Annotated in this window: 23 protein-coding genes; 10 read left to right on the top strand and 13 right to left on the bottom strand. The window is 58.6% G+C overall.

Annotated features, from left to right (window positions below):
* Window positions 1-84 precede the first annotated feature (84 nt).
* Window positions 85-450, top strand: a complete 366-nt coding sequence (locus ACR0LW_RS09860) for an eCIS core domain-containing protein (protein WP_480882515.1) — start codon at window positions 85-87, stop codon at window positions 448-450.
* A 91-nt stretch (window positions 451-541) separates the two neighbouring features.
* Here the strand turns inward: ACR0LW_RS09860 and fdhF are convergent, their stop codons facing one another.
* From fdhF to ACR0LW_RS09840, 4 genes are all read right to left on the bottom strand, one after another.
* On the bottom strand, window positions 542-3325 hold the full coding sequence (fdhF, locus tag ACR0LW_RS09855; protein ID WP_480882513.1) for a formate dehydrogenase subunit alpha: 2784 nt from the start codon (window positions 3323-3325) through the stop codon (window positions 542-544).
* 14 nt (window positions 3326-3339) lie between these two features.
* Window positions 3340-5043: an NAD(P)H-dependent oxidoreductase subunit E gene (locus ACR0LW_RS09850; protein WP_480882511.1), complete on the bottom strand. Its 1704-nt coding sequence runs from the start codon at window positions 5041-5043 to the stop codon at window positions 3340-3342.
* 84 nt (window positions 5044-5127) lie between these two features.
* Entirely contained in the window at window positions 5128-6009 is an 882-nt protein-coding gene (locus ACR0LW_RS09845; RefSeq protein WP_480882509.1) for a LysR family transcriptional regulator, read from the bottom strand.
* A gap of 128 nt (window positions 6010-6137) precedes the next feature.
* On the bottom strand, window positions 6138-6542 hold the full coding sequence (locus tag ACR0LW_RS09840; RefSeq protein WP_480882508.1) for a helix-turn-helix domain-containing protein: 405 nt from the start codon (window positions 6540-6542) through the stop codon (window positions 6138-6140).
* Between the two features lie 49 nt (window positions 6543-6591).
* Here ACR0LW_RS09840 and ACR0LW_RS09835 point away from each other — a divergent pair, with 49 nt between their 5' ends.
* Entirely contained in the window at window positions 6592-7098 is a 507-nt protein-coding gene (locus tag ACR0LW_RS09835) for a DUF2938 family protein (protein WP_480882506.1), read from the top strand.
* A 96-nt stretch (window positions 7099-7194) separates the two neighbouring features.
* Here ACR0LW_RS09835 and ychF read toward each other — a convergent pair whose 3' ends face one another.
* A complete protein-coding gene (ychF, locus tag ACR0LW_RS09830) occupies window positions 7195-8292 on the bottom strand; it encodes a redox-regulated ATPase YchF (protein WP_480882505.1) in 1098 nt (365 codons plus the stop codon).
* Between the two features lie 202 nt (window positions 8293-8494).
* Here ychF and ACR0LW_RS09825 point away from each other — a divergent pair, with 202 nt between their 5' ends.
* From ACR0LW_RS09825 to ACR0LW_RS09795, 7 genes are all read left to right on the top strand, one after another.
* On the top strand, window positions 8495-8983 hold the full coding sequence (locus tag ACR0LW_RS09825; protein WP_170454392.1) for an acyloxyacyl hydrolase: 489 nt from the start codon (window positions 8495-8497) through the stop codon (window positions 8981-8983).
* 79 nt (window positions 8984-9062) lie between these two features.
* Window positions 9063-9854, top strand: a complete 792-nt coding sequence (gene trpA, locus ACR0LW_RS09820; RefSeq protein WP_170454394.1) for a tryptophan synthase subunit alpha — start codon at window positions 9063-9065, stop codon at window positions 9852-9854.
* A gap of 163 nt (window positions 9855-10017) precedes the next feature.
* On the top strand, window positions 10018-11184 hold the full coding sequence (locus ACR0LW_RS09815) for an alpha-hydroxy acid oxidase (RefSeq protein WP_480882503.1): 1167 nt from the start codon (window positions 10018-10020) through the stop codon (window positions 11182-11184).
* A gap of 244 nt (window positions 11185-11428) precedes the next feature.
* Complete coding sequence (locus tag ACR0LW_RS09810) at window positions 11429-12082, top strand: 50S ribosomal protein L25/general stress protein Ctc (protein WP_170454398.1); 654 nt, start codon at window positions 11429-11431, stop codon at window positions 12080-12082.
* A gap of 124 nt (window positions 12083-12206) precedes the next feature.
* Window positions 12207-12887, top strand: a complete 681-nt coding sequence (gene pth, locus ACR0LW_RS09805; protein WP_170454400.1) for an aminoacyl-tRNA hydrolase — start codon at window positions 12207-12209, stop codon at window positions 12885-12887.
* 82 nt (window positions 12888-12969) lie between these two features.
* Window positions 12970-14133 (top strand): serine hydrolase domain-containing protein, encoded by a 1164-nt coding sequence (locus tag ACR0LW_RS09800; RefSeq protein WP_480882501.1) that lies wholly within the window; start codon window positions 12970-12972, stop codon window positions 14131-14133.
* A 9-nt stretch (window positions 14134-14142) separates the two neighbouring features.
* Window positions 14143-14520 carry a DUF2237 domain-containing protein gene (locus tag ACR0LW_RS09795; RefSeq protein WP_170632810.1) on the top strand — a complete coding sequence of 126 codons (378 nt, stop codon included), beginning with the start codon at window positions 14143-14145 and terminating at the stop codon, window positions 14518-14520.
* A 228-nt stretch (window positions 14521-14748) separates the two neighbouring features.
* Here the strand turns inward: ACR0LW_RS09795 and trpB are convergent, their stop codons facing one another.
* The 6 genes from trpB to rpsA form a co-directional block, all read right to left on the bottom strand.
* Entirely contained in the window at window positions 14749-15996 is a 1248-nt protein-coding gene (gene trpB / locus ACR0LW_RS09790; protein WP_170454406.1) for a tryptophan synthase subunit beta, read from the bottom strand.
* 69 nt (window positions 15997-16065) lie between these two features.
* On the bottom strand, window positions 16066-16401 hold the full coding sequence (locus ACR0LW_RS09785) for a hypothetical protein (RefSeq protein ID WP_170454408.1): 336 nt from the start codon (window positions 16399-16401) through the stop codon (window positions 16066-16068).
* A gap of 46 nt (window positions 16402-16447) precedes the next feature.
* The gene (locus ACR0LW_RS09780) at window positions 16448-17089 is read right to left on the bottom strand and encodes a phosphoribosylanthranilate isomerase (RefSeq protein WP_480882499.1); all 642 of its coding nucleotides are present in this window, start codon (window positions 17087-17089) and stop codon (window positions 16448-16450) included.
* A gap of 10 nt (window positions 17090-17099) precedes the next feature.
* Window positions 17100-17450: a LapA family protein gene (locus tag ACR0LW_RS09775; RefSeq protein WP_170454588.1), complete on the bottom strand. Its 351-nt coding sequence runs from the start codon at window positions 17448-17450 to the stop codon at window positions 17100-17102.
* 7 nt (window positions 17451-17457) lie between these two features.
* Window positions 17458-17742, bottom strand: coding sequence for an integration host factor subunit beta (gene ihfB, locus ACR0LW_RS09770; RefSeq protein WP_050603110.1), 285 nt, complete (start codon window positions 17740-17742; stop codon window positions 17458-17460).
* Window positions 17743-18013: 271 nt separating this feature from the next.
* The gene (gene rpsA, locus ACR0LW_RS09765) at window positions 18014-19690 is read right to left on the bottom strand and encodes a 30S ribosomal protein S1 (RefSeq protein ID WP_170454410.1); all 1677 of its coding nucleotides are present in this window, start codon (window positions 19688-19690) and stop codon (window positions 18014-18016) included.
* A gap of 353 nt (window positions 19691-20043) precedes the next feature.
* Between rpsA and ACR0LW_RS09760 the strand changes: the two genes are divergently transcribed.
* Window positions 20044-20451 carry a hypothetical protein gene (locus ACR0LW_RS09760; RefSeq protein WP_480882497.1) on the top strand — a complete coding sequence of 136 codons (408 nt, stop codon included), beginning with the start codon at window positions 20044-20046 and terminating at the stop codon, window positions 20449-20451.
* A gap of 40 nt (window positions 20452-20491) precedes the next feature.
* Here the strand turns inward: ACR0LW_RS09760 and ACR0LW_RS09755 are convergent, their stop codons facing one another.
* Both ACR0LW_RS09755 and ACR0LW_RS09750 read right to left on the bottom strand, forming a co-directional pair.
* Entirely contained in the window at window positions 20492-22177 is a 1686-nt protein-coding gene (locus ACR0LW_RS09755; protein WP_480882495.1) for a tryptophan halogenase family protein, read from the bottom strand.
* Window positions 22178-22390: 213 nt separating this feature from the next.
* Window positions 22391-22906, bottom strand: coding sequence for a hypothetical protein (locus tag ACR0LW_RS09750; protein WP_170454415.1), 516 nt, complete (start codon window positions 22904-22906; stop codon window positions 22391-22393).
* Between the last annotated feature and the right edge of the window lie 16 nt (window positions 22907-22922).

Raw genomic sequence — 22922 nt, 5'->3', positions numbered from 1 at the left:
TGATTTCTATATGTGAAACGTGTCACTGAACCCAGAACCGGGTCGGCGCAAAAAAGGCTTCGAAATCAATACGGAGAGCCATTTATGAAAGTGGAAGAAGCCGAGAAAATCGTCGGGGCATTGAAAAACAAAAAGGCGAAAGTAAAGGCAATCGGAACCGAAGTGTCCGGGACCAAGGCAACCAAGCTGGAAAAGAAACTGCGCGACGGGTTGGAAGGCGCGTTGGGTGCCGATTTGTCCAAGGTCCGCATTCACATCGGCGGGAATGCCGCCGATATCTGCAAAGAGTTGAAGGCAAAAGCCTTCACCAACGGGAACGACATTTACTTTGGCAAAGGCGCGGATTCGAAGAACAACAAGCTGATTGCCCACGAAATCACCCATGTCGTGCAGCAGGCAAAAGGCAAAATGCCAAAACCCCAAAAGGGTAAGGTTCTGGTCTCAGGCTAGGTTCGCTTCCCGGTCGTGGGGAACAGAAACAGTGCAACCAAGGTCGGCTCTTGCTTGGGCCGACCTTGGTCGTTTCGGATGGCTTTCCTGCCTATTCCGCCGCGATAGCGTCTTCGATCTTTTCGACGCGAATGGCCGAGAACTTGAACTCGGGGATTTTGCCATAGGGGTCGATGGCCGAGTTGGTCAGGATATTTGCCGCCGCCTCGACATAGGCAAACGGGATGAACACCATATCTTCGGCAATTGCCCGGTCGGCCCGCACCATGATCTCAATCGATCCACGGCGCGTGGTCAGGCGGATCGTTTCGCCCGGCTCGATCCCCATCAGCTTTAGCTGACGCGGGTTCATCGAACAGTTCGCTTCCGGTTCCACGGCGTCCAGAACGGTGGCACGGCGGGTCATCGACCCCGTATGCCAATGCTCCAACTGACGGCCCGTGGTGGCGATCATCGGGTATTCGTCATCCGGCGCTTCATCCGGCGGGATGACACTGGCCGGGGTGAACCGCGCCCTGCCATCGGCACGGGGGAAGCCATCGCCAAATACAATCGCCTGCCCCGGGTCGGTCTCGGACAGTGATGGATAGGTGATGGTTTCGGTCTCAAGCCGCTCCCACGTGATGTTGTCCAGCGAGGCCATGGTCAGCTTCATCTCGGCAAAGACCTGAGACACGTCGGTGTAATCCCAGTTCAGCCCGATCCGCTGCGCCAGTTCGACCGTGATCTTCCAATCCTCGCGCGCCTCACCCGGAGGTGTCACGGCGGGCCGCACCCGCTGTACCTGACGGTTGGTGTTCGACACCGTGCCGTTTTTCTCATACAGCGCCGAAGCGGGCAGGATGATATCGGCATAGTTCGCTGTTTCGGTCAGGAAGATGTCCTGCACGATCATCAGATCCAGCTTGGCCAGCGCGTCACGCGCGTGGTTCACATCCGGGTCGGACATGGCCGGGTTTTCGCCCATGATGTACATGCCCTTGATGTTGCCCGCATAGGCTTGATCAATGATCTCGGTAACGGTCAGGCCCTTCTCGTTCGAGAAGTCATCCGAGTTCCAGACATTGTTGAATTTGGCGCGGATACCATCGTCCATGACCGACTGGTAATCCGGCAGGAACATCGGGATCAGGCCAGCGTCCGAGGCCCCCTGCACGTTGTTCTGCCCCCGCAGCGGGTGCAGACCCGCGCCGGGTTTGCCGACATTGCCGGTCATCAGCGCAAGGCTGATCAGGCAGCGCGAGTTATCGGTGCCGTGAATGTGCTGGCTGACGCCCATACCCCAGAAGATCAGACCGGCCTTGGCCTGCGCAAAGGTGCGCGCGACGCGGCGCAGCTGATCGGGTTCGATGCCGCAGATCGGGGCCATCGCCTCGGGCGTGAAGGCGCGCAGATGTTCTTTCTCGGCCTCCCAGTTCTCGGTCCAGCGGTGGATGTACTGGCTGTCATACAGCTCTTCCTCGACGATCACGTTCATGATCGCGTTCAGCATCGAGACATCCGCCCCCGGACGGAATTGCAGCATCTCATCCGCAAACTTGCGCATGCCGACACCGCGCGGGTCCATCACGATCAGCTTGCCACCGCGCTTGGTGAACTGCTTGAAATAGGTCGCGGCGACGGGGTGGTTTTCAATCGGGTTCGCCCCGATGATGATCGCCACATCCGCGTTTTCGATCTCATTGAAGGTCGCGGTCACGGCGCCGGAACCTACATTCTCGATCAGCGCGGCAACGGACGACGCATGGCACAGACGGGTGCAGTGGTCGACATTGTTGTGCTTGAAGCCCTGACGGATGAACTTCTGGAACAGATACGCCTCTTCGTTGGTGCATTTGGCCGAACCGAAGCCCGCAACGCTGCGCGGGTCTTCGTCGCGCAGGGCTTTCAGCTTGGAGGCGGCCAGATCCATCGCCTCTTCCCATGTCGCTTCGCGGAAATGGGTGTCCAGATTGCCGGGATCGACGTTCAGCCCCTTTTCAGGCGCATCCTCGCGCCGAATCAGCGGCTTGGTCAGACGGTGCGGGTGATGGATATAGTCGAAACCAAACCGGCCTTTGACACACAGACGGCCTTCGTTGGCGGGGCCGTTGATCCCTTCGACATATTTGACCTTACCGTCCTTGACCTTCAGCGAGACCTTGCAGCCAACGCCGCAGAACGGGCAGACGCTTTCGGTCTCGGAATCGTAATCCTTGCTGTCGCCCTTTTGCTGATCGTCCAGCACGGTGGCAGGCATCAGGGCGCCGGTCGGGCAGGCCTGAACGCATTCGCCACAGGCCACACAGGTCGAATCCCCCATCGGATCGTTCTGGTCGAACACCACCTGCGCCGTATGCCCGCGACCGGCCATGCCAATCACGTCATTCACCTGCACTTCCCGGCAGGCACGGACGCAGAGGTTGCAGTTGATGCAGGCGTCCAGATTGACGCGCATTGCAACGTGGCTGTCGTCCAGCAGCGGGATTTTCTCGGCCTCTTTTGCCGGAAAACGGCTGTCCGAGACATCGTTCAGCTTGGCCATGTCCCAGAAATGGCTTGAGACATCATGCGCCGCTTCGGGCTGGTCGGCAACCAGCAGTTCCATGACCATGGCGCGCGATTTCTCGGCGCGGTCGCTGTCGGTTTTCACGACCATGCCGTCCACCGCCGGACGGATGCACGAGGCGACCAACGTGCGCTCGCCTTCGACCTCGACCATACAGGCGCGGCAGTTGCCGTCGGGGCGATAGCCCGGCTGCGGCTTGTGGCACAGGTGCGGAATGGTGAACCCCTGCCCCTTGGCGGCTTCCCAGATGGTCCAGCCTTCGGGCACGGTGACGTCTTCGCCGTTCAGGTTGAAGGTGACGGTCTTGTTTGGGCTTGCATCAAGCATGGCTCTGTCTCCCCTCAGATTTCATCAGCGAAATGTTTCATGACAAGGCGGATCGGGTTCGGGGCCGCCTGCCCCAGACCGCAGATGGACGCATCGCCCATGACCTGACACAGATCCTCCAGCAGGTCCTGATCCCACTTTTCGGCCTGCATCAGCTTCACCGCCTTCTCACAGCCCGCCCGGCAGGGCGTGCACTGGCCGCAGCTTTCATCCTCGAAGAAGCGCAGCATGTTCAGTGCCGCATCGCGGGCGGTGTCCTGATCGGATAGGACCACCACGGCGGCCGACCCGATAAAGGTGCCATGCGGTTGCAGCGTGTCGAAATCCAGCGGGATGTCATCCATCGACGCAGGCAGCAGGCCCGAGGACGGCCCACCCGGCTGATAGGCCTTGAATGTCTGCCCTTCGGCCATGCCACCAGCCGCCTCGATCACGTCCAGAATGGTCGAGCCCGCAGGCAGCAGGTAGACCCCCGGCTGCGCCACCCGGCCCGAGACCGAATAGCTGCGGAGGCCCTTACGACCATTCTTTTCTGTGCTGTTGAGGCATTCCGGACCTTCGCGGCAGACTTTGGTGACCCAATACAGCGTCTCAACGTTGTGCACCAAGGTCGGACGGTTAAAGACCCCAACCTGCGCCACGAACGGAGGACGATGGCGCGGCAGGCCCTTTTTGCCTTCGATGGATTCAATCATCGCGGATTCTTCACCGCAGATATAGGCACCGGCACCGCGGCGCAGATCGATATAGCCTTTCTCAACAATCCCGGCCTGTTCCAGCGCGGTAATCTCGCGGCGCAGGATCTCCAGCACCGCCGGATATTCGTCGCGCATATAGATAAAGCAGGTCTCGGCCTCGACCGCCCATGCGGCGATCAACATGCCTTCGAGGAAGACATGCGGCGTGCGTTCCAGATAGTAACGGTCCTTGAACGTGCCGGGCTCGCCCTCATCGCCGTTCACGGCCAGATAACGCGGGCCTTCGTTCATGCGCACGAAACCCCATTTCTTGCCCGACGGGAAACCAGCGCCGCCCAGACCGCGCAGGCCCGAGGCCAGAACACTTTCTTGCACCTTCTCCCAATCGCCGCTGTCGCGCAGCTCTTTCAGCTTGGCGTAACCGCCATTTTCGGCGTAGGCGGCAAAGGTCTCATAGTCGGGCAAATGCGCGTGGGTGTCTCCCGCCGCAATCGCCGCCTGCACCTTTTCCGGGGTGGCGTGGTCGATATGGTTGTGACCGATCTCCAAAACCGGAGCCGTGTCGCAGCGGCCCATGCAGGGCGCGCGCACCACGCGGACCTGTGACGCATCCAAGCCGTCTTCCAGCGCCTTCTGCAACTGCTGCGCACCGGCCATTTCGCAGGACAGGGAATCGCAGACCCGGATGGTCAGCGCGGGCGGGGGCGTCTCGCCCTCTTTCACCACATCGAAATGGGCATAGAAGGTCGCGGTCTCATAAATCTCGGCCTGCCCGATCCGCATCTCAACCGCCAAGGCGGCGATATGGTCGGCGCTGATATGGCCATGCGCATCCTGAATCAGATGCAGGAACTCGATCAGCAGGTCGCGGCGGCGCGGGCGGTCGCCCAGTAGGCGTGTGATTTCCGCCTGCGCCTCATCCGTGAACTGACGGCCTTTGGGCGTGTGACGCCCCTTGCCTTTACCTGACTTCCAGACGCCCTTGGGTGCGCCTGATGGCTTGGTGTCTAATGGTGCCATGATGCCCTCCGATTAAGGCCCGTGTCTCATCAGACTAACATATCGTCAAATCGCTTGTCGCAATCGCACGATAACGACAGCTTATCACCGCAAAGACGTCACCACAGCGCGCAGGGCCTCGACCGTGGGCAGTTCCGGGTCGCGGGTCAGGGTCGCCAGACAAATCGGTTTGCTGACTACGGGATCGACCAGAGGCAACACGCGCGTCCCCCTCAGATCGCCCAGCGCCCGCACCAGAACGCGGGGGACAACGGTGGCCGCCAACCCCTCACGCGCCATGACCATCGAGGCGGTGAAGCCGCTGGTTTCAGCCACCACATCCGGGTGCAGGCCCTGTTCGGCGAAAATCCGATCAAGGATGCGCCGGTTCTGCATCTGCGGTTCCAACAGGCTGAGCGGGAATTCGGCCACCTGCGCCCATGGGATCGGGCTGGTTTCATCCGTCATGTGGGACGGGACCAGCAAAACATAGGTCTCTTCATACAAGGGCTGCACCTGCCGCAGATCGGTGCCGATGCTGTCGCCATAGGTGATGCCCGCATCCAAACTGCCCTCGTCCAGCCGGTGCTGGATCGCGGTCGCGGACATGGTCTCGATCCGGGTTACAATTCGGGGATGAGCGTCCCGCAACCGCTTGACCAGACGCCCGGTAAAGGCAATCGCGGTCGGAATCACGCCGAGGATCAGCGTACCGGTGATCTCACCCTTTGCCGCCAGCACCTGCTGCTCCAGCGCCTTAGTGTCGTCCAGAATGCGCCGCGCCCGCTGGACAATCATCTCGCCCTCTTCGGTCAGGCCCTGAAACCGGTTGGCACGGCGGACGATGGACACACCCAACCGATCTTCGAGGTTGCGAATGCGCATCGAAAAGGCGGGCTGCGAAATCCCGCATTCCTCGGCCGCCTTGGCAAAATGGCGGTGCCGCGCAAGGGCGCTGAGCAGTTGGAGGTCGCGGATTTCGATCATTTGGTGTTGTCTCAATTAGTCGTCGGTCACCAACCTAGCGACTTTTTCTTGGCAGAGGGAAGTGAAGGCTGATGCGAAGAAATCGTTCAAGTTAAGAAACGTGCTGCAAGTTCGATCAGATAGAAGAATCAGCGCAGATTCACGTTGAGAGCATCCACCAACAGCGCTTGGAACCGGGGACACTCCAGATGGGAAGGTGCTGTACAGGCGGCGATGTGATCAAGGAGGTTTGCCGTCGCCAGCACTTCCCGCGCCTGTTTGCGCAAACTGTCAGCTTGGCTCTGTAATTTGTTGCGATCAAGTTCGAGCTTTTCTCCTTCCGGCTGCAACAAGTCCGATAATTCATTCAGTGAAAAGCCAGCCCGTTGCCTCAACGAGATCAAGCCAAGCCTATTTAGAACGCCGTCATCATATTGCCGCCGCAGTCCTTGCCTGTCTTCAGAAGAAATTAGGCCTCGCTTTTCATAATATCGCAATGTGGAAGGAGGGAACCCGCTTCGCCGGGCGACCTCTGCAATATCGAGACGATACATGTTGACTTAAACCTTGCTTCAAGTTGCACACAGATTGCGGGATTCTCCAATGAAAGGAAAGCAAATGAATTTCGCGGAATCGTTGATTTGGGGCGCGGCGGTCGGGCTTGGCGCAACCCTTGCTACTGACGCTGTGAGTGTTTTGCGCCAGGGATGGCGCGCTACAAACGGGTTTTACCGCTTGGTTGGACGTTGGTTGGGGTCAATCCCAAGCTCTGGCATTACCCACAACGACATTCGTCTAGCTCCAGCCGTCAGCGCCGAAGCGGCGCTGGGTTGGGGCGCGCATATCATACTGGGTCTGATTTTCGGGATCGGCTTTGTCTTGATGTTCGGACCGACAGCGCTGACTTCACCAAGCGCAAGGCAAGGCCTGAGCTTTGGCCTGCTCACTGTTCTTGTGCCCTGGTTTATTTTTCAACCACTATTTGGCTGGGGTATTGCCGTTTCAAAACTTCCAGAGCCTTGGAAGCTGCGTGCGCGAAGTGTCTTAACTCATTCCATTTTTGGCCTTGGACTTTGGCTAAGCACCGCGCTGCTGAAAGCGCTCCTGTAGCCGTCACTTCAATACAGAGGGCCGGCGGTTTCGACTCCAAGCGCGCCTTGGTTTTGGCACCGGCCCCGCAGACCCGTTGCCGAGCCCTTGTTCACATCAGGTATTAAACAAAAAATGCATCACATCGCCATCCTTGACGATGTAGCCCTTACCCTCGGCCCGCATCTTGCCCGCCTCTTTGGCCCCTTGCTCACCATTGGCGGCAATGTAGTCGTCATAGGCGATGGTCTCGGCGCGGATGAAACCCTTTTCGAAATCGCCGTGGATCACACCAGCAGCCTGAGGCGCGGCGGTGCCGGTGCGGATGGTCCAGGCGCGGGCCTCTTTCGGGCCGACGGTGAAATAGGTTTCCAGTTTCAACAGGTCGTAGCCCGCGCGGATCAGGCGGTCGAGGCCGGGTTCTTCCAGGCCCATCTCTTCCAGGAACATCTGCGCTTCGTCCTGTTCCAGCAGGCTGATCTCTTCTTCGATCTTGGCGCTGATGATGACATGCGCGTTACCCTGCGCGGCGGCCATTTCGGCCACTTTGGCCGAATATGCGTTGCCCTCGGCGGCTTCTTCCTCGGACACGTTGCAGACATACAGCACCGGCTTGGTGGTCAGCAGTTGCAGCATCTTCCACGCCTTGGCATCCTCGTCGGACACTTCGACCAGACGCGCGGGTTTGCCGTTTTCCAGCATGGCCTGCGCCTCGGCCAGCAGACGCTCCTGCTGCTGCGCCTCTTTGTCGTTGCCTTTCAGCTTGCGCACCAGATTGGCACGGCGCTTTTCGATGCTTTCCAGATCGGCCAGCATAAGCTCGGTCTCGATGGTGTCGGCATCGGCCACCGGATCGACGCGGCCATCCACATGGGTCACATCGCCATCTTCGAAACAGCGCAGCACATGGGCGATCGCGTCGGTCTCACGAATATTGGCCAGAAACTGGTTGCCCAGCCCCTCGCCCTTTGAGGCCCCTTTGACCAGACCGGCAATGTCCACGAACGTCATCCGGGTCGGGATGATCTGCTTCGATGAGGCAATCGCCGCCAGCTTGTCCAACCGGTCGTCAGGAACCGCCACATCCCCCACATTGGGTTCAATGGTGCAGAACGGGAAATTCGCCGCCTGCGCGGCCGCGGTCTTGGTCAGCGCGTTGAAGAGGGTCGACTTGCCCACATTCGGCAGACCCACGATTCCCATTTTAAAGCCCATTGCGGCCTCCTGAAAGCGATGTGACGGCGTCTTCTATGCACCTGCGGTGGAATGCGCAAGCAGTAGCGTGACGGGAAACGGACCGAGCCCAAATGGCCACATCACGAAACTGTTCCTAAATCGTGTTCTTGCGCGAATTGAAATTTACATCTTACGATAACCACTTAGCGCGTAACGATGTAACAGCCTTAGAAATACGGTTATGAAGAAGTTCCTTTTCGCCTCTGCTTTGGCGCTTGCCCTTCCTGCAGCAGCCCAGGCTCAATCCTTGATTTTTGGTGCCGGATACGCGGATTTTTCCGATGATGCCGCCGATGATCAGGCCCTTGTTTCGCTGGAATACCAGCATCAACCCTTTCACCAGGCGACCCGGTTCAGCGCCGGTTGGGGTGCGGCCCTGTCAGTTGACGCCGATGGCGGCGCCCATCTCGGGGCCGGTCTGATCGGGGTATACAGCCTCAACGACCGCTGGTTTGTCGAAGGCAGCGTGATGCCGGGATACTACAATGAAGGCAGCGATGAAAACGATCTGGGCGGCAGTTTCCAGATCCGCAGCCTTCTGGGCCTCGGCTATACGCTGAATGGCGGCGACAAAATCTCGGTTGCGATCACCCACAAGTCGAACGCCAGCACGCAGGACCCGAACCCGGGCGTGAACACCCTTCTCTTGCGGTATCATCTGGGCTTCTGATCCGTTCTGGTCCGGGCGGGATTGATTTTCGGTGAAACTTTCTGCACATCAGGTCCAAACCTGATTGCAAGGACATCCGATGACCCGTATCGACGCCAAGTTTGCCGCCCTGAAAGCTGAAGGCAAGAAAGCATTTGTTGCCTATGTCATGGCGGGCGACCCCGATTATGACACCTCGCTGGAGGTGGTCAAAGGGTTGCCGGGCGCAGGCGTGGACGTGATCGAACTGGGTTTACCCTTTACCGACCCGATGGCCGACGGCCCCACCATTCAGGCCGCAGGTCAACGCGCGCTGGACGGCGGCATGACCTTGCAGCGGACACTGGATCTGGCGCGCGCTTTCCGTGAAAGCGACGACACGACGCCAATTGTGCTGATGGGCTACTACAACCCGATCTACAGCCGGGGTGTGGACGCGTTTCTGGCGGATGCCAAGGCTGCGGGAATCGATGGCCTGATCGTTGTTGACCTGCCGCCGGAAGAAGATGAAGAGCTTTGCCTGCCCGCTCAGGCGGCGGGCCTGAATTTCATTCGCCTGGCCACGCCTACAACCGACGACAAACGCCTGCCGCGCGTCCTGCAGAACACCTCGGGCTTTGTCTACTATGTCTCGATCACGGGCATCACCGGCGCGGCAGAGGCCGAAGCCACCAATGTCGGACCCGAGGTCGCACGGATCAAATCCGCAACCGATCTGCCCGTCATAGTCGGCTTTGGCATCAACACACCTGAAAAATCGCGCGCGATTGCAACTGTTGCAGACGGCGCGGTCGTCGGTTCGGCCATTGTCAGCCAGATCGGCGCAGGCAAGCCGGTTGCCGAGGTGCTGGATTTTGTCAAATCCCTGTCCGACGGGGCACATTCCGTCTGAATAAACACATCATAAACTACTTGAATCAAGCCGCAGCCGGGTCACCCCGCTGCGGCTTTTGTTTTGCCGGGGAGTGAACACGGAAAAGGCAATCACGAAAGGCGTAGTGAGGATCTTCAAAACTTGGTAAGAAATTCTAACCAAAACCTAAAAGGTCTGCTTCATGCCCGTGATTACCAATATCGAAGACCTCAAACGCATCTATGAACGCCGCGTACCACGCATGTTCTACGACTATGCGGAAAGCGGCAGCTGGACCGAGCAGACCTTTCACGAAAACAGCTCGGACTTCGAACAAATCCGACTGCGCCAGCGGGTCGCGGTGGACATGGCCGGGCGTTCGACAGCGTCGCAAATGATCGGACAGGATGTAGCGATGCCTGTTGCGCTTGCACCTGTCGGACTGACCGGAATGCAACATGCGGATGGGGAAATGAAAGCCGCCAAGGCCGCCGAGGAATTCGGCGTGCCGTTCACCTTGTCCACCATGTCCATCAACTCGATCGAGGATGTGGCCGAGCACACAACCAATCCGTTCTGGTTTCAGCTTTATACAATGAAGGATACAGATTATGTCAGCCGACTGATCCAGCGCGCGAAAGATGCAAATTGTTCCGCTCTGGTCATAACGCTGGATCTGCAAATCCTGGGCCAGCGGCACAAGGATCTGAAAAACGGCCTGTCCGCACCGCCAAAGCTGACCCCGAAAACCATCGCGAACCTGATGACCAAATGGTCTTGGGGCATCGAAATGCTGCGCGCCAAACGGCGAGAGTTCGGGAATATCGTTGGCCATGTCGAGGGCATTTCGGATGCGTCCTCGCTGGGCGCATGGACCGCGGAACAGTTCGATCCAAGCCTGGACTGGACGAAGGTCGAAAAGCTGATGGAGCAATGGGGCGGTAAGGTGATCCTGAAGGGTATATTGGACGCCGACGACGCAAAAATGGCGGCCAAACTGGGGGCAGACGCTATTATTGTGTCAAATCACGGCGGTCGCCAACTGGACGGCGCGCTCAGTTCGATCCGGGTGTTACCGGAAATCATGGATGCGGTTGGCGGAGATACCGAAGTGCATCTGGACAGCGGCATCCGGTCGGGGCAGGACGTTCTGAAAGCTTTGGCGCTTGGTGCGAAAGGCACCTATATCGGTCGCGCCTTCGTCTATGGCTTGGGTGCGATGGGACAAACCGGTGTGACCACCGCCCTTGAGGTGATCCAAAAAGAGCTCGACACCACTATGGCGCTTTGCGGAGAACGCAAATTGACCGATCTGGGTCGTCACAACCTGTTGGTCCCAGAAGATTTCGGCGGGCGTTGGCAAAGCTGATGGGCGTGTGTAGGGGGCTCTGCCCCCGCCGCCCTCCGGGCGACTCCCCCGGGATATTTGTGGCCAGATGAAGCATGGATCCTTTATTCATCTGGCTATAAATATCCCGGAGCGCGAGGCAGAGCCTCGCAAAAAGGAAAACCGCCAAAAACCCCTTTCCAAACCCAATGAATCAAGCTAAGGACGCGACTTCACGCGGGCATACAGCCTTGGAGGATGCCCGCCCTAACATTGGAGAATTATCATGGCTGGAGAGATTCCTGATCTCGTAGCTCTGGAACGGACGGGGACAGGCAAGGGCGCCGCTCGTCAAGCACGCCGCGACGGCATGGTTCCGGGCATTGTATTTGGTGGCGATAAAGAGCCGCTGCCAATTCAGATCCCGTTCAACGTTCTGTTCAAGCGCCTGAAAGCGGGTCGGTTCAAGTCGACCCTGTGGAACCTGAAGGTTGAAGGCCACGAAGACGTTCGCGTCATCTGCCGCGACGTTCAGCGTGATGTCGTCAAAGACCTGCCGACCCACCTGGACCTGATGCGCCTGCGTCGGACCACCAAGATCGCGCTGTACATCCCCGTTGAGTTCATCAACGAAGAAGCAGCACCCGGTATCAAGAAGGGCGGCGTTCTGACTGTTGTTCGCCCGGAAGTCGAACTGATGTGCACCGCAGGTGACATTCCCGAGAAGATCACCGTTGATCTGACCGGTCTGAACATCAACGACGTTGTCACCATCTCGTCGGTTGATCTGCCTGCTGGCACCAAGCCGACCATCGACCGTGACTTCGTGATCGCCAACATCTCGGCGCCGACCGGTCTGTCGACCAGCGACGATGAAGAAGGCGAAGAAGTGGCCGCGGACGAAGTGGAAGTCGTCGGCCAGGAAGCTGCAGAAGAATAAATCCGGACCCAACGATTTGGATTTTGAAACGGGGCTCATTTCGGGCCCCGTTTTCTTTTGGTCGGGCTGGAATCGGGTGGTATTCCGTGCCATCAACCCCCTGCACTGCACGAAGGACGAGACGATGAAACTGTTTGTCGGATTGGGGAACCCGGGTTCAAAATACGCCCGCAACCGGCACAATATCGGCTTCATGGCCGTGGACCGGATTGCCGAGGATCACGGGTTTAGCCCCTGGAAGTCCAAATTTCAGGCCGAGATCGCCGAAGGGCGTCTTGGCGGCGAAAAAGTGCTGCTGATCAAGCCCCAGACCTTCATGAACCGTTCGGGTCAATCCGTGGGCGAGGCGATGCGGTTCTACAAGCTGGACTCGACCGACGTGACGGTGTTTCACGACGAATTGGATCTGGCCCCCGGCAAGGTGCGCGTCAAGGCGGGCGGCGGGCATGCCGGGCATAACGGTCTGCGTTCGATCCACGAACATATCAGCCCGGCCTACGACCGGGTTCGGCTGGGCATCGGGCATCCGGGGCGCAAGGAAATGGTGTCGCCCTATGTGCTAGGCGATTTTGCCAAAGCCGATGGCGATTGGCTTGAGGATGTGCTGCGCGGTGTCTCGGATGGTGCTGGGCACCTGGCCGATGGCGATGGCGGCAAGTTCATGAATGCGGTCGCCCTGCGCACCGCTCCACCGCGATCATCCAAACCCCCTGCAAAACCGGCTGCGCCTGCCATCAAAGCCGAACCAGAGCCCCAGCCGGACGACCGTTCGGCGATGCAAAAACTGCTGGATAAGTTCAAGTAGAATCCGCGTGCAGGGCCGCCACGTCCCAATTGCGAATTGAACGAACCGCGTTCTACAACAATCCGCAAATTGGAGGAGATCTATGAGAAAATTGTTGAAGTGGGTGCTGCGCATCCTGCTCATTCTGGTGCTGGCAGCGGCGGTTGTCGGATTCTGGAAGCGCGAAGAGATCAAGCGCCTGATGGCCGTGAACTCTCTGTTTTCGGAGGAGAAAATTGTCTACAATTTCTCTCATATGGATGAGGCATTCCTGACGGCGAACCTGCCGCGCGGTGACGGGCCGGTGTCCGAACTTCCTTATGGCGCTGGTATCGAGCTGCCTGACGGAACCGACCAATGGCTTGAGGAACGGTCGCTGACATCCTTGCTGGTGATCAAGGACGGGCAGATTCTGTTCGAAGACTATTATCAGGGCACCACGCCCGAGGATCGGCGAATCTCCTGGTCGGTCGCCAAAAGCTATCTTGCCACCTTGTTCGGTATCGTGATGGCCGAGGGGGCTATCGACTCGCTGGATGATCCGGTGATGAAATACGCGCCAAGCCTGAAGGGCACAGCTTATGACGGCGCGACGATCCGCAATGTGTTGAACATGGCCAGCGGCGTCACCTTCGACGAAGACTATCTGGACTACGACTCGGACATTAACCGGATGGGCCGCGTTATTGCTTTGGGCGGTGAGTTGGACGATTTCGCGGCCTCGTTGCAGGACACGTTCGTAACCCCGGGCGAGGATTGGCAATATGTATCGATCGACACCCATGTCATCGGCATGGTGATCCGTGGTGCGACCGGGCGCAGCGTGACAGACCTGTTGACGGAAAAGGTCATACAGCCGCTGGGTCTGGAACAAGATGGCTTCTACATCACCGATGGTGACGGGGTTGCGTTTGTGTTGGGCGGTCTGAACTTCACCACCCGAGACTTCGCCCGGTTCGGTCAGATGATCCTGCAAGAGGGCGAATACAACGGACAGCAGATTGTTTCGGCTGAGTGGATTGCCGAAGCCGTTGCACCCAGCGCCCCGACAGCGCCCGATGAATACGGCTACGGCTATCAATGGTGGATCCCGCCCGGCGCGCATGAAGGTGAATTCATGGCCCGTGGTGTCTATGGACAGCACATCTATATCGACCGGGCGCGCGGTGTTCTGATCGTCTCGACGGCTGCGGATCGCAAGTTCCGTGAACCGGGCATGAACGATGTGAATTTGGGAATGTTTCGCAAGATTGCCGAAAGCCTGTAAGATAGGTCCATGCAAAAGCAGGACAGCATCAATGTGTTGGGGGGCGTTCTCGCCCCCTGCTCGCGCGATCCCCTGACCGGGTTCTTCCGCGATGGGGCCTGCAACACCTGCCCCGAGGATCAGGGCAGCCATACGGTCTGCGCCGTGATGACCGCCGAGTTTTTGGCCTATTCGAAATATGTCGGAAACGATTTAAGCACCCCACGTCCCGAATTCGATTTTCCTGGTCTCAAACCCGGCGATAGCTGGTGTCTGTGCGCGGGTCGGTTCCTGCAAGCCCATGACGAGGGCTGCGCCCCGCAGGTGCATCTTGAGGCCACGCATCAGCGGGCGCTGGAGATTGTGCCGCTGGAGATATTGCGTCAACACTCCTCCAAAACCAACTGACGCCGCCTGAAATTCGGCATCAAAGACCACAGCCCGCCAAGACCCGATTGGCCAACGCATCCCCGACAACGCACGAGGGAGCACCTGAGCTTTATCGCAATGAACCGTTTTTAGGTCCGTTTGGCACCGCGTAATTCGAAGGGCTAGAAACTGTTCGGCACGAAGGACAAAGAAAAACCGCCCCCCCATGCATGTGGGCCGGTTCTATCCGTTCGAAGGTTTTAGCGCTTAGTCCGCCGTGCGGCCTTCGGTGTCTGACATGTCGAAGTTCAGGTATTTCGCCACGGTCTGTACATCCTTGTCCCCGCGCCCGCACATGTTCATGCAGATCAGGTGATCTTTGGGCAGATCGGGCGCGATTTTCATCACGTGGGCCAGCGCATGGCTGGGCTCCAGCGCCGGAATAATGCCTTCAGTGGCGCAGCACAGCTGGAACGCCTCCAGCGCTTCTTTGTCGGTGATTGCGACATAGTTTGCGCGGCCAATATCATTCAGCCACGAGTGTTCGGGCCCGATACCCGGGTAATCCAGCCCGGCAGAGATTGAATAACCTTCGAGGATCTGGCCATCGTCATCCTGCAACAGATAGGTGCGGTTGCCGTGCAGCACACCGGGGCGACCACCGGTCAGAGAGGCGCAGTGTTCCATCTTCTCGTTCACGCCCTTACCACCTGCCTCGACGCCGATGATATTGACCTCTTTGTCGTCGAGGAACGGATAGAACAGGCCCATCGCGTTCGAACCACCGCCAATGGCGGCGATGATCGTGTCAGGCAGACGGCCCTCGGCCTTCATCATCTGCTCTTTCGCTTCCTTGCCGATGATCGACTGGAAGTCGCGGACCATCGCCGGATAGGGGTGAGGGCCAGCGACGGTGCCGATGCAGTAGAACGTGTCGCGCACATTGGTTACCCAATCCCGCAACGCGTCGTTCATCGCGTCTTTCAGCGTGCCTCTGCCGCTTGTCACCGGGATCACCTCGGCCCCCAGCAGACGCATGCGGAACACGTTCGGGGCCTGACGCTGTACGTCGTGGGCACCCATGTAGACGATGCATTTCAGGCCGAACTTGGCGCAAACGGTGGCGGTCGCAACGCCGTGCTGCCCTGCTCCGGTTTCGGCGATGATCCGGGTCTTGCCCATGCGGCGTGCCAGAATGATCTGGCCCAGCACGTTGTTGATCTTGTGCGCGCCGGTGTGGTTCAGCTCATCACGTTTCAGGTAGATTTTCGCGCCGCCCAGATGCTCGGTCAGGCGTTCGGCGTAATACAGCGGCGAGGGGCGGCCCACATAATTGGCCCACAGATCATCCATCTCGGCCCAGAAAGTCGGATCATCCTTGGCCTTGTTGTATTCCTCTTCCAGCGACAGGATCAGGGGCATCAGTGTTTCACTGACGAACCGTCCGCCGAAGATACCGAAACGCCCCTGTTCATCGGGGCCGGACATGAAAGAGTTGAAAAGATCGTTGGCCATGGGTGTCTCCACTCGTCGTACCCGTTGTTCATAGGAGGTGGCGGCGGGATTTGCCATGGGCAAAACGCATCATGACGCGCGATCTGTGTACTGCTGCCAAACGTCCACGGCCTGTTCGGGCGTCGGGACGCCAATGCAAGGAAAGTGATAAAACCGGTTCACATTTGCCAGCCGGTCAGCCGCCAGCATCACGCGGCGGTGCGGGCCGGATTGCGCGAAGGTCAGCATCGCCTCGATATCCTGCCAGACGCTGAGCGAGAAATAGAGGCCCGCCTGATGGAACACGTCCGCATGGACGCATAGCGGGTCGCCCTTGGCCTGATGCAACGCCTGTCGCGTGCGCCAGAAGAACTCGGGCGCGTTATACCAATGTTTCAACGAAATACCGCCAATGGCTGCCAGCATGTTCCATCTCCCCTTGCAGGAAATACGAAACAAGGCGCGGATCAGATCACCCCAGCGCGGCTGCGAAGGTTTTGATCAGGGCCGCGTCCTTTTCGCCCGGGGCCGATTCAACGCCAGATGAAACATCGACCTGCTGCGCACCGGTCATGCGCACCGCTTCAGCCACGTTTTCAGGCGTCAGGCCGCCGGCCAGCATCCAGGGACGCCGCCAGTATTTGCGACCGGCCAGCAAGCGCCAGTCAAAGGCCAACCCGTTGCCGCCGGGAAGCTCTGCATTGCGGGGTGGCTTGGCATCGATCAGCAGTTGGTCGGCCACATCTGAATATAGGTCAATCGCGGCCAGATCTTCGGCCTCGGCCACGCCAATGGCTTTCATCACGGGCAGGCCGTAGCGTGCCCGCACTTGCGCCACACGGTCGGGGCTTTCCTTGCCATGCAGTTGCAACATGTCCAGCGCGACGGTTGAGGTAATGGCGTCCAATTCCTCATCCGTCGCGTTGACGACCAAAGCCACTTTTGCAACACCTGCCGGAACCAGATGCGCCAATTCGGCCGCGTCTGCTGCCGTCACATTACGGGGCGATTTGGGAAAGAACACAAACCCAACATAGCCCGCCCCGGCCTCGACCGCAGCGCGCACATGATCGGGGACGGACAAGCCGCAGATCTTGAACCTTACATCGGACATTGGGTGCGCCTTAGCTGGCTTCGTCCAGAATGGCCAAAACTTCGTCTTTGCCTTCGTTCTGCTTTTTCTTCAGCTTCTTGACTTCACGCTCAAGCTTGCGGACTTCGCCTTTTTTCACGGTCGCGTCCTTGCGATGCTTGTGCTCACGCAGCCATTCCCACAGGAACCCGATGACCAGACCGGCCACAACTCCACCCAGCACCACCAGAAACAAGGGCAAAGTGGTGGTCAGATTGAACCCCAGCAACTCGGCCAGAGCGTCAGGCATCAGCTTGAGTTCAACCGATTGAACATTGGCCAGAGACACCGAAATCAGGATGATCCCAAGGGTCCCGAGAAAAGCATATCGAAGGTAGCGCATCATGGGGTCAGGCTTTACCGTTCAATCGGTCCCTTAGCAACTTACCCGTCTTGAAAAATGGTACACATTTTTCTTCGACCTGAACGGTCTCACCGGTGCGAGGGTTTCGCCCGACACGGGCATCGCGCTTTTTCACAGAAAATGCACCAAATCCGCGCAGCTCGACCCGGTCGCCGCGGGCCATGGCATCTGTCACTTCCTCAAATACGGTGTTCACGATCCGCTCGACGTCACGCTGATAAAGATGTGGATTTTCGTCGGCAATCTTCTGAATCAATTCTGAACGGATCATTCGTACTACCCCTCCCAGGCGGCCGGTGTGACAGGTCTACTGTTCTGACAGTATAGGGAAAAAGCCGGATCAGGGGAAAGCAAACTATGGGCGAAGGCATGGGAATTTGGCGCGGACTCACGCGATTTTTTGCCAGTTTTCCCGTTTTCCACACTTAATGCGCGAGCGATACCCCGAATAAGCCGATGAATCGGAACATATTGATTCGCAACAAAAACGGCCCCGCGCGGGTGCGCGAGGCCGTAATTCATGTTTGGGACTGCGCCCGGACTTAGTCGCCCGATTTCAGCGCTGCACCCAGGATATCGCCCAGCGATGCGCCCGAGTCGGAAGAACCGTACTGTTCCACGGCCTCTTTCTCTTCGGCGATCTCGCGTGCCTTGATCGACAGGCCCAGACGGCGGGTCTTGCTGTCAACGTTGGTCACGCGGACGTCGACCTTGTCACCGACCGAGAAACGCTCGGGGCGCTGTTCGGCACGGTCGCGCGACAGGTCGGAACGACGGATGAAGGACTTCATGCCTTCGTACTCGACCTCGATGCCGCCATCTTCGATAGCAGTCACTTCGACAGTGATGACCGAGCCACGCTTCACGCCGCCCACGGCTTCGGCGAACTTGTCACCGCCCAGGGCTTTGATCGACAGCGAGATACGCTCTTTCTCGACGTCCACTTCCGAGACAACCGCCTGAACGACGTCGCCTTTGCGGTAGTTCTGGATCGCATCCTCGCCACGCTCGTCCCAGGACAGGTCCGACAGGTGAACCATGCCGTCGATGTCGCCTTCGAGGCCAATGAACAGACCGAATTCGGTGATGTTCTTGACTTCGCCTTCGACCTCGGTGCCCTCGGGGTGCGTTTCTGCAAACACTTCCCACGGGTTGCGCATGGTCTGCTTCAGGCCCAGAGACACGCGACGCTTGGCGCCGTCGATTTCCAGAACCATGACGTCGACTTCCTGGCTGGTCGAAACGATCTTGCCGGGGTGGACGTTTTTCTTGGTCCAGGACATCTCGGACACGTGCACCAGACCTTCGACACCAGCTTCCAGCTCGACGAACGCGCCGTAGTCGGTGATGTTGGTGACGCGACCCTGATGGACCGAGCCCAGCGGGTATTTCGCAGCAACCAGATCCCACGGATCTTCCTGAAGCTGCTTCATGCCCAGGCTGATGCGGTGGGTCTCTTTGTTGATCTTGATGACCTGAACCTTGATGGTTTCGCCGATCGTCAGGATCTCGGACGGGTGGTTGACACGACGCCATGCCATGTCGGTGACGTGCAGCAGGCCGTCAACGCCGCCCAGATCAACAAATGCACCGTATTCAGTGATGTTCTTGACGACACCCTCGACGGTCTGACCTTCGGACAGGTTACCGATGACTTCGGCACGCTGTTCGGCACGCGATTCTTCCAGGATTGCGCGGCGCGACACAACGATATTGCCACGGCGGCGGTCCATTTTCAGAATCTGGAACGGCTGCTTCAGACCCATCAGCGGGCCAGCGTCGCGCACGGGGCGAACGTCAACCTGCGAGCCGGGCAGGAACGCAACTGCGCCACCCAGATCGACGGTGAAGCCACCTTTGACGCGACCAAAGATTGCACCTTCGACGCGCTGGTCGTCGGCATATGCTTTTTCCAGACGATCCCATGCCTCTTCACGGCGGGCCATCTCGCGCGAGATGACGGCTTCGCCACGGGCGTTTTCTGCGGCGCGCAGGTAAACTTCGACCTCGTCACCTACAGCGATTTCAGGGGCTTCGCCGGGATTTGCGAATTCTTTCAGATCAACGCGGCCTTCCATTTTGTAGCCGACGTCGATGATGGCTTGGCCAGCTTCGATCGCCAGAACCTTGCCTTTGACAACAGAACCCTCTTCGGGTGTGTCCATTTCGAAGCTTTCATTCAGGAGGGCTTCGAATTCCTCCATGGATGCGTTAGCCATGTGGCGTTGTTTTCCTTTACATACGTTTTTGCTGGCCGAGCGGTTGTCTCCGCCGGTCTTGTTTCATGGTGCCTTCAGGCGTGATCCGGGGCGCATCCGATTACACAAACACAAAGGGCCGAGGTGACCCGGCCCTGCTCAGATACGTCATCCGGACGTTGACCGCCCGTGTTAAGACGGGTGCTCTATAGCGGGTTGGGTCCGGTCCCGCAAGTCGAAAGCCATCCGCGCCCGAAGACATGCCCGAACCCGCCGGTTTCACAATTGCTTGATGCCGCGCATGGCCGGTTGCCCCTGCTGGCGGGACACGGCACCTGACGGTCAATCACAACAAGACAAGGAGCCGTCGCCCCATGGGAGAGTTCGACCTTATCGTTTCACAGCAGCCCCAGTGGATCCAGATCTGGATGAAAGTCCTGGCCCTCGGGGCCTTTATCCTGCCCTTTGCGCTGCTGATCTGGCGGCAATCGCGCCTTGTTGCGGTTGTCACGGTCGTCGGCACCATGCTGGCGGCGCTGGGGGTCAAGTTTATCTTCACTCAGATGGGCTATGTGCGGCTGATGGGGCTGGGCCATATCCCGTTCTGGACGCCGCTGGCCATTTACCTGTGGTTCCAACAGGCCCGCGCCGATATGCCGACGCCGCCCCGATGGATCATTCGCTTCGCCCTGCTGACAATCGTGATCTTGCTGGCCTTCGACTACGTCGATGTGATCCGCTATCTGCTGGGTGAGCGGACGCCGGTGCCTGTACCGGCGTAAACCGCCATCATCTTGGTTTTTCGCAAAATCGAAGGGCTTGCTAGAACAACTGCAAGTCCTTCTCGCCGCGTTGAATCTCGGCAAGGTTCGGCATGTTCTGCACCACCAGCGGCGCCGGAGTCGTACCGGGCATCGCCACGGTTGGTTTCGCCGCAACGGCCTTGTCAAAGGCAGGTCGCTTCAACTCACCCCGGATGTCGCGCAGCAGGGTCTTGTGGTCCGGCATCGTCTTGAGGATCTGCGCAAGGTCCACTTTCGCGCCCTTCCACCACTGGAACCAGATCGGCTTTTTCAACGGACGAATACGATCCCGAATGCCGGTGCCATATCCCGTATCATAGACCTGTTTGCCCAAAAGCACCGTCTGATAGACGCGGAAATTGAACAGCGTTGCGAATTCGATATCGTGCTCCATCGGCAGGCGGTGCTGCCACAATTCCAGATTCTCGGCCAGTCGATCCGGGATTTTCATCTCGGTACGCGCGTCGATCCAGTATTGGTCATCCGTGCGGTTGCCCAACCGGTAATGCAGACAGATGAAATCCAGAACCTCGTCATACAGCTTGTTCACCTGCCGATTGTATCTGTCGCGCAACTGCGGCTCGATGTCCCGCGTGGGCAGATGCTCGGCAAACCAGCGGACGGCGTGGTCGATCATGTGGATCGCGGTGCTTTCCAGCGGCTCGATGAATCCACCGGACAGGCCGATGGCGACGCAGTTCTTGACCCAGGCATTGCGCACGCGCCCGACGCGCATCGGGATGACGCGCGGCGTCAGACCTTTGCCGCTGTCGCCCAGCCATTCAAGGTATTCATCCGCCGCCTGATCATCGGTCCGATGCGCCGACGAATACACATATCCGGTGCCCACACGGTTATAGAGCGGCACCCGCCACGTCCAGCCCGCACCCAATGCAGTCGACCGCGTGACGCTTTCGATCTTTTCCGGATCGGGATGTTCGACCTGCAACGCCATGGCGCGATCATTCGGCAGGTATTCAGAGTAGTCCTTGAACGGCTCGCCGAGGGCCTGATTGATGATCAATCCGCGGAAGCCGGTGCAATCTATGACCATCTCGACGTCATGGCGGCCCTTGCGTTCCAGCATCAGGTGGCTGACATTGCCCTGCTCGTCCAGTTCGACCGCCTGCACCTCATCCTGAATATGTTCGACGCCGCGCTTGGTGCAGACCTTAGTCAGCATGCCTGCAAATTTCACGGCATCCAGATGATAGGCATAGCCAAAGCGCTGCTCGAATTCCGGCTGCCCCAAGGCCCGCGCGCCCTTGCACAGACGGGCCAGATCGTCATGAGGTGAGATCGATTGCGTAAAGTCCCGATCCCCATTGCCAAAACGCAGGAAATACTCGGCGGCCTCCAACCCCTCAAGCAACTGCCCATGGGCAAAGGGGTTTACGTAGTCGATCCGATTGCCCTTGGCGTCTTTGTTCCAGTTGCAGAACTTCACGCCCAGCTTGAACGAGGCATTGGTTTCACGGAAAAAGTCACGCTCGGAAATACCCGCCTGACGCAATGTGACCGGCATGCGCGGAACCGTCGCCTCGCCCACACCCACGGTCGAGATATTGGGGCTTTCGATCAGGCAGATGCGCGGGCGGTCTTTGGGGGCGGATGTGCGGGAAAGCACCATTTCGAGGATAAGCGCGGTCATCCATCCCGCCGTGCCGCCACCCACGATGGTGATTTTGCGCAAACGATTGTTCATGTATTTCTGTCCCTGTTGGCTTGGGGGATTTTATGGCTGCTACCCCTTATTGTTTGGGGTTTTTGTAGCAGCTGTCCCTTTTTTGCTATGGGAGACTATAGCATCTTTCTTGTGTCCAGCTAGGGTCTATGACGCTATATTTTGTTGGGGGTTCCCACACTGCCCGGACCTGTGAACGCTGCAAGCGACAAGCATCAAGTTCAACGTAAACCCCTAGATTTCCTCGCCCTTCTTCAGCAGATCCTCGATCAGCTGCCGCTGCAACTCATCGCTGTCGCCGCCACCGAATTGAATCGCGCCGCCGGTGTAGGATGTGCCATAGGTCGCGGCGATATTCACCGTCTGCGCCAGACCCGAGATCAGCTGGTCCTTTTGCAAGGATGCAAGCGGGTGGATGAACGTCGCCCAAACGGTTCCGTTGGCAATCGCATAACGGGCATCAAGAGCGGTGTCGAAATTGGCCTGCATCATGCGGTGAAGTTCCTCTTTCGACAGCTCATCGGCACTGCGAACCGCCACCATCGCACGCATCCGGTTGGTGCTGACATCGGTTACAACCAGAACCGGCACGTCCGAGATTGTAAGCTGGAACCCCGGCCCAATCGGCTGCGCCTCGGGGTCCAGGGCAAACAGGATCTTGCCCAGCCTTTCATAATCCATCGGAGGCTCAGCCTCTTGGGCGGCAAGACTTCCGGCCAGTAACATCAGCGCAAGGGCGAGGCGGATCATGATCAATCTCCTGCAA

It is taken from the genome of Ruegeria sp. N4 (assembly GCF_056531425.1).
This window is presented reverse-complemented; position numbering and strand designations above follow the sequence as displayed.

What these genes read in the sequence shown, in the direction of transcription:
- ACR0LW_RS09860 (WP_480882515.1), top strand. Translation starts at nt 85, where the DNA reads ATGAAAGTGGAAGAAGCCGAGAAAATCGTCGGGGCATTGAAAAACAAA.
- fdhF (WP_480882513.1), bottom strand. Translation starts at nt 3,325, where the DNA reads ATGCTTGATGCAAGCCCAAACAAGACCGTCACCTTCAACCTGAACGGC.
- ACR0LW_RS09850 (WP_480882511.1), bottom strand. Translation starts at nt 5,043, where the DNA reads ATGGCACCATTAGACACCAAGCCATCAGGCGCACCCAAGGGCGTCTGG.
- ACR0LW_RS09845 (WP_480882509.1), bottom strand. Translation starts at nt 6,009, where the DNA reads ATGATCGAAATCCGCGACCTCCAACTGCTCAGCGCCCTTGCGCGGCAC.
- ACR0LW_RS09840 (WP_480882508.1), bottom strand. Translation starts at nt 6,542, where the DNA reads ATGTATCGTCTCGATATTGCAGAGGTCGCCCGGCGAAGCGGGTTCCCT.
- ACR0LW_RS09835 (WP_480882506.1), top strand. Translation starts at nt 6,592, where the DNA reads ATGAAAGGAAAGCAAATGAATTTCGCGGAATCGTTGATTTGGGGCGCG.
- ychF (WP_480882505.1), bottom strand. Translation starts at nt 8,292, where the DNA reads ATGGGCTTTAAAATGGGAATCGTGGGTCTGCCGAATGTGGGCAAGTCG.
- ACR0LW_RS09825 (WP_170454392.1), top strand. Translation starts at nt 8,495, where the DNA reads ATGAAGAAGTTCCTTTTCGCCTCTGCTTTGGCGCTTGCCCTTCCTGCA.
- trpA (WP_170454394.1), top strand. Translation starts at nt 9,063, where the DNA reads ATGACCCGTATCGACGCCAAGTTTGCCGCCCTGAAAGCTGAAGGCAAG.
- ACR0LW_RS09815 (WP_480882503.1), top strand. Translation starts at nt 10,018, where the DNA reads ATGCCCGTGATTACCAATATCGAAGACCTCAAACGCATCTATGAACGC.
- ACR0LW_RS09810 (WP_170454398.1), top strand. Translation starts at nt 11,429, where the DNA reads ATGGCTGGAGAGATTCCTGATCTCGTAGCTCTGGAACGGACGGGGACA.
- pth (WP_170454400.1), top strand. Translation starts at nt 12,207, where the DNA reads ATGAAACTGTTTGTCGGATTGGGGAACCCGGGTTCAAAATACGCCCGC.
- ACR0LW_RS09800 (WP_480882501.1), top strand. Translation starts at nt 12,970, where the DNA reads ATGAGAAAATTGTTGAAGTGGGTGCTGCGCATCCTGCTCATTCTGGTG.
- ACR0LW_RS09795 (WP_170632810.1), top strand. Translation starts at nt 14,143, where the DNA reads ATGCAAAAGCAGGACAGCATCAATGTGTTGGGGGGCGTTCTCGCCCCC.
- trpB (WP_170454406.1), bottom strand. Translation starts at nt 15,996, where the DNA reads ATGGCCAACGATCTTTTCAACTCTTTCATGTCCGGCCCCGATGAACAG.
- ACR0LW_RS09785 (WP_170454408.1), bottom strand. Translation starts at nt 16,401, where the DNA reads ATGCTGGCAGCCATTGGCGGTATTTCGTTGAAACATTGGTATAACGCG.
- ACR0LW_RS09780 (WP_480882499.1), bottom strand. Translation starts at nt 17,089, where the DNA reads ATGTCCGATGTAAGGTTCAAGATCTGCGGCTTGTCCGTCCCCGATCAT.
- ACR0LW_RS09775 (WP_170454588.1), bottom strand. Translation starts at nt 17,450, where the DNA reads ATGCGCTACCTTCGATATGCTTTTCTCGGGACCCTTGGGATCATCCTG.
- ihfB (WP_050603110.1), bottom strand. Translation starts at nt 17,742, where the DNA reads ATGATCCGTTCAGAATTGATTCAGAAGATTGCCGACGAAAATCCACAT.
- rpsA (WP_170454410.1), bottom strand. Translation starts at nt 19,690, where the DNA reads ATGGCTAACGCATCCATGGAGGAATTCGAAGCCCTCCTGAATGAAAGC.
- ACR0LW_RS09760 (WP_480882497.1), top strand. Translation starts at nt 20,044, where the DNA reads ATGGGAGAGTTCGACCTTATCGTTTCACAGCAGCCCCAGTGGATCCAG.
- ACR0LW_RS09755 (WP_480882495.1), bottom strand. Translation starts at nt 22,177, where the DNA reads ATGAACAATCGTTTGCGCAAAATCACCATCGTGGGTGGCGGCACGGCG.
- ACR0LW_RS09750 (WP_170454415.1), bottom strand. Translation starts at nt 22,906, where the DNA reads ATGATCCGCCTCGCCCTTGCGCTGATGTTACTGGCCGGAAGTCTTGCC.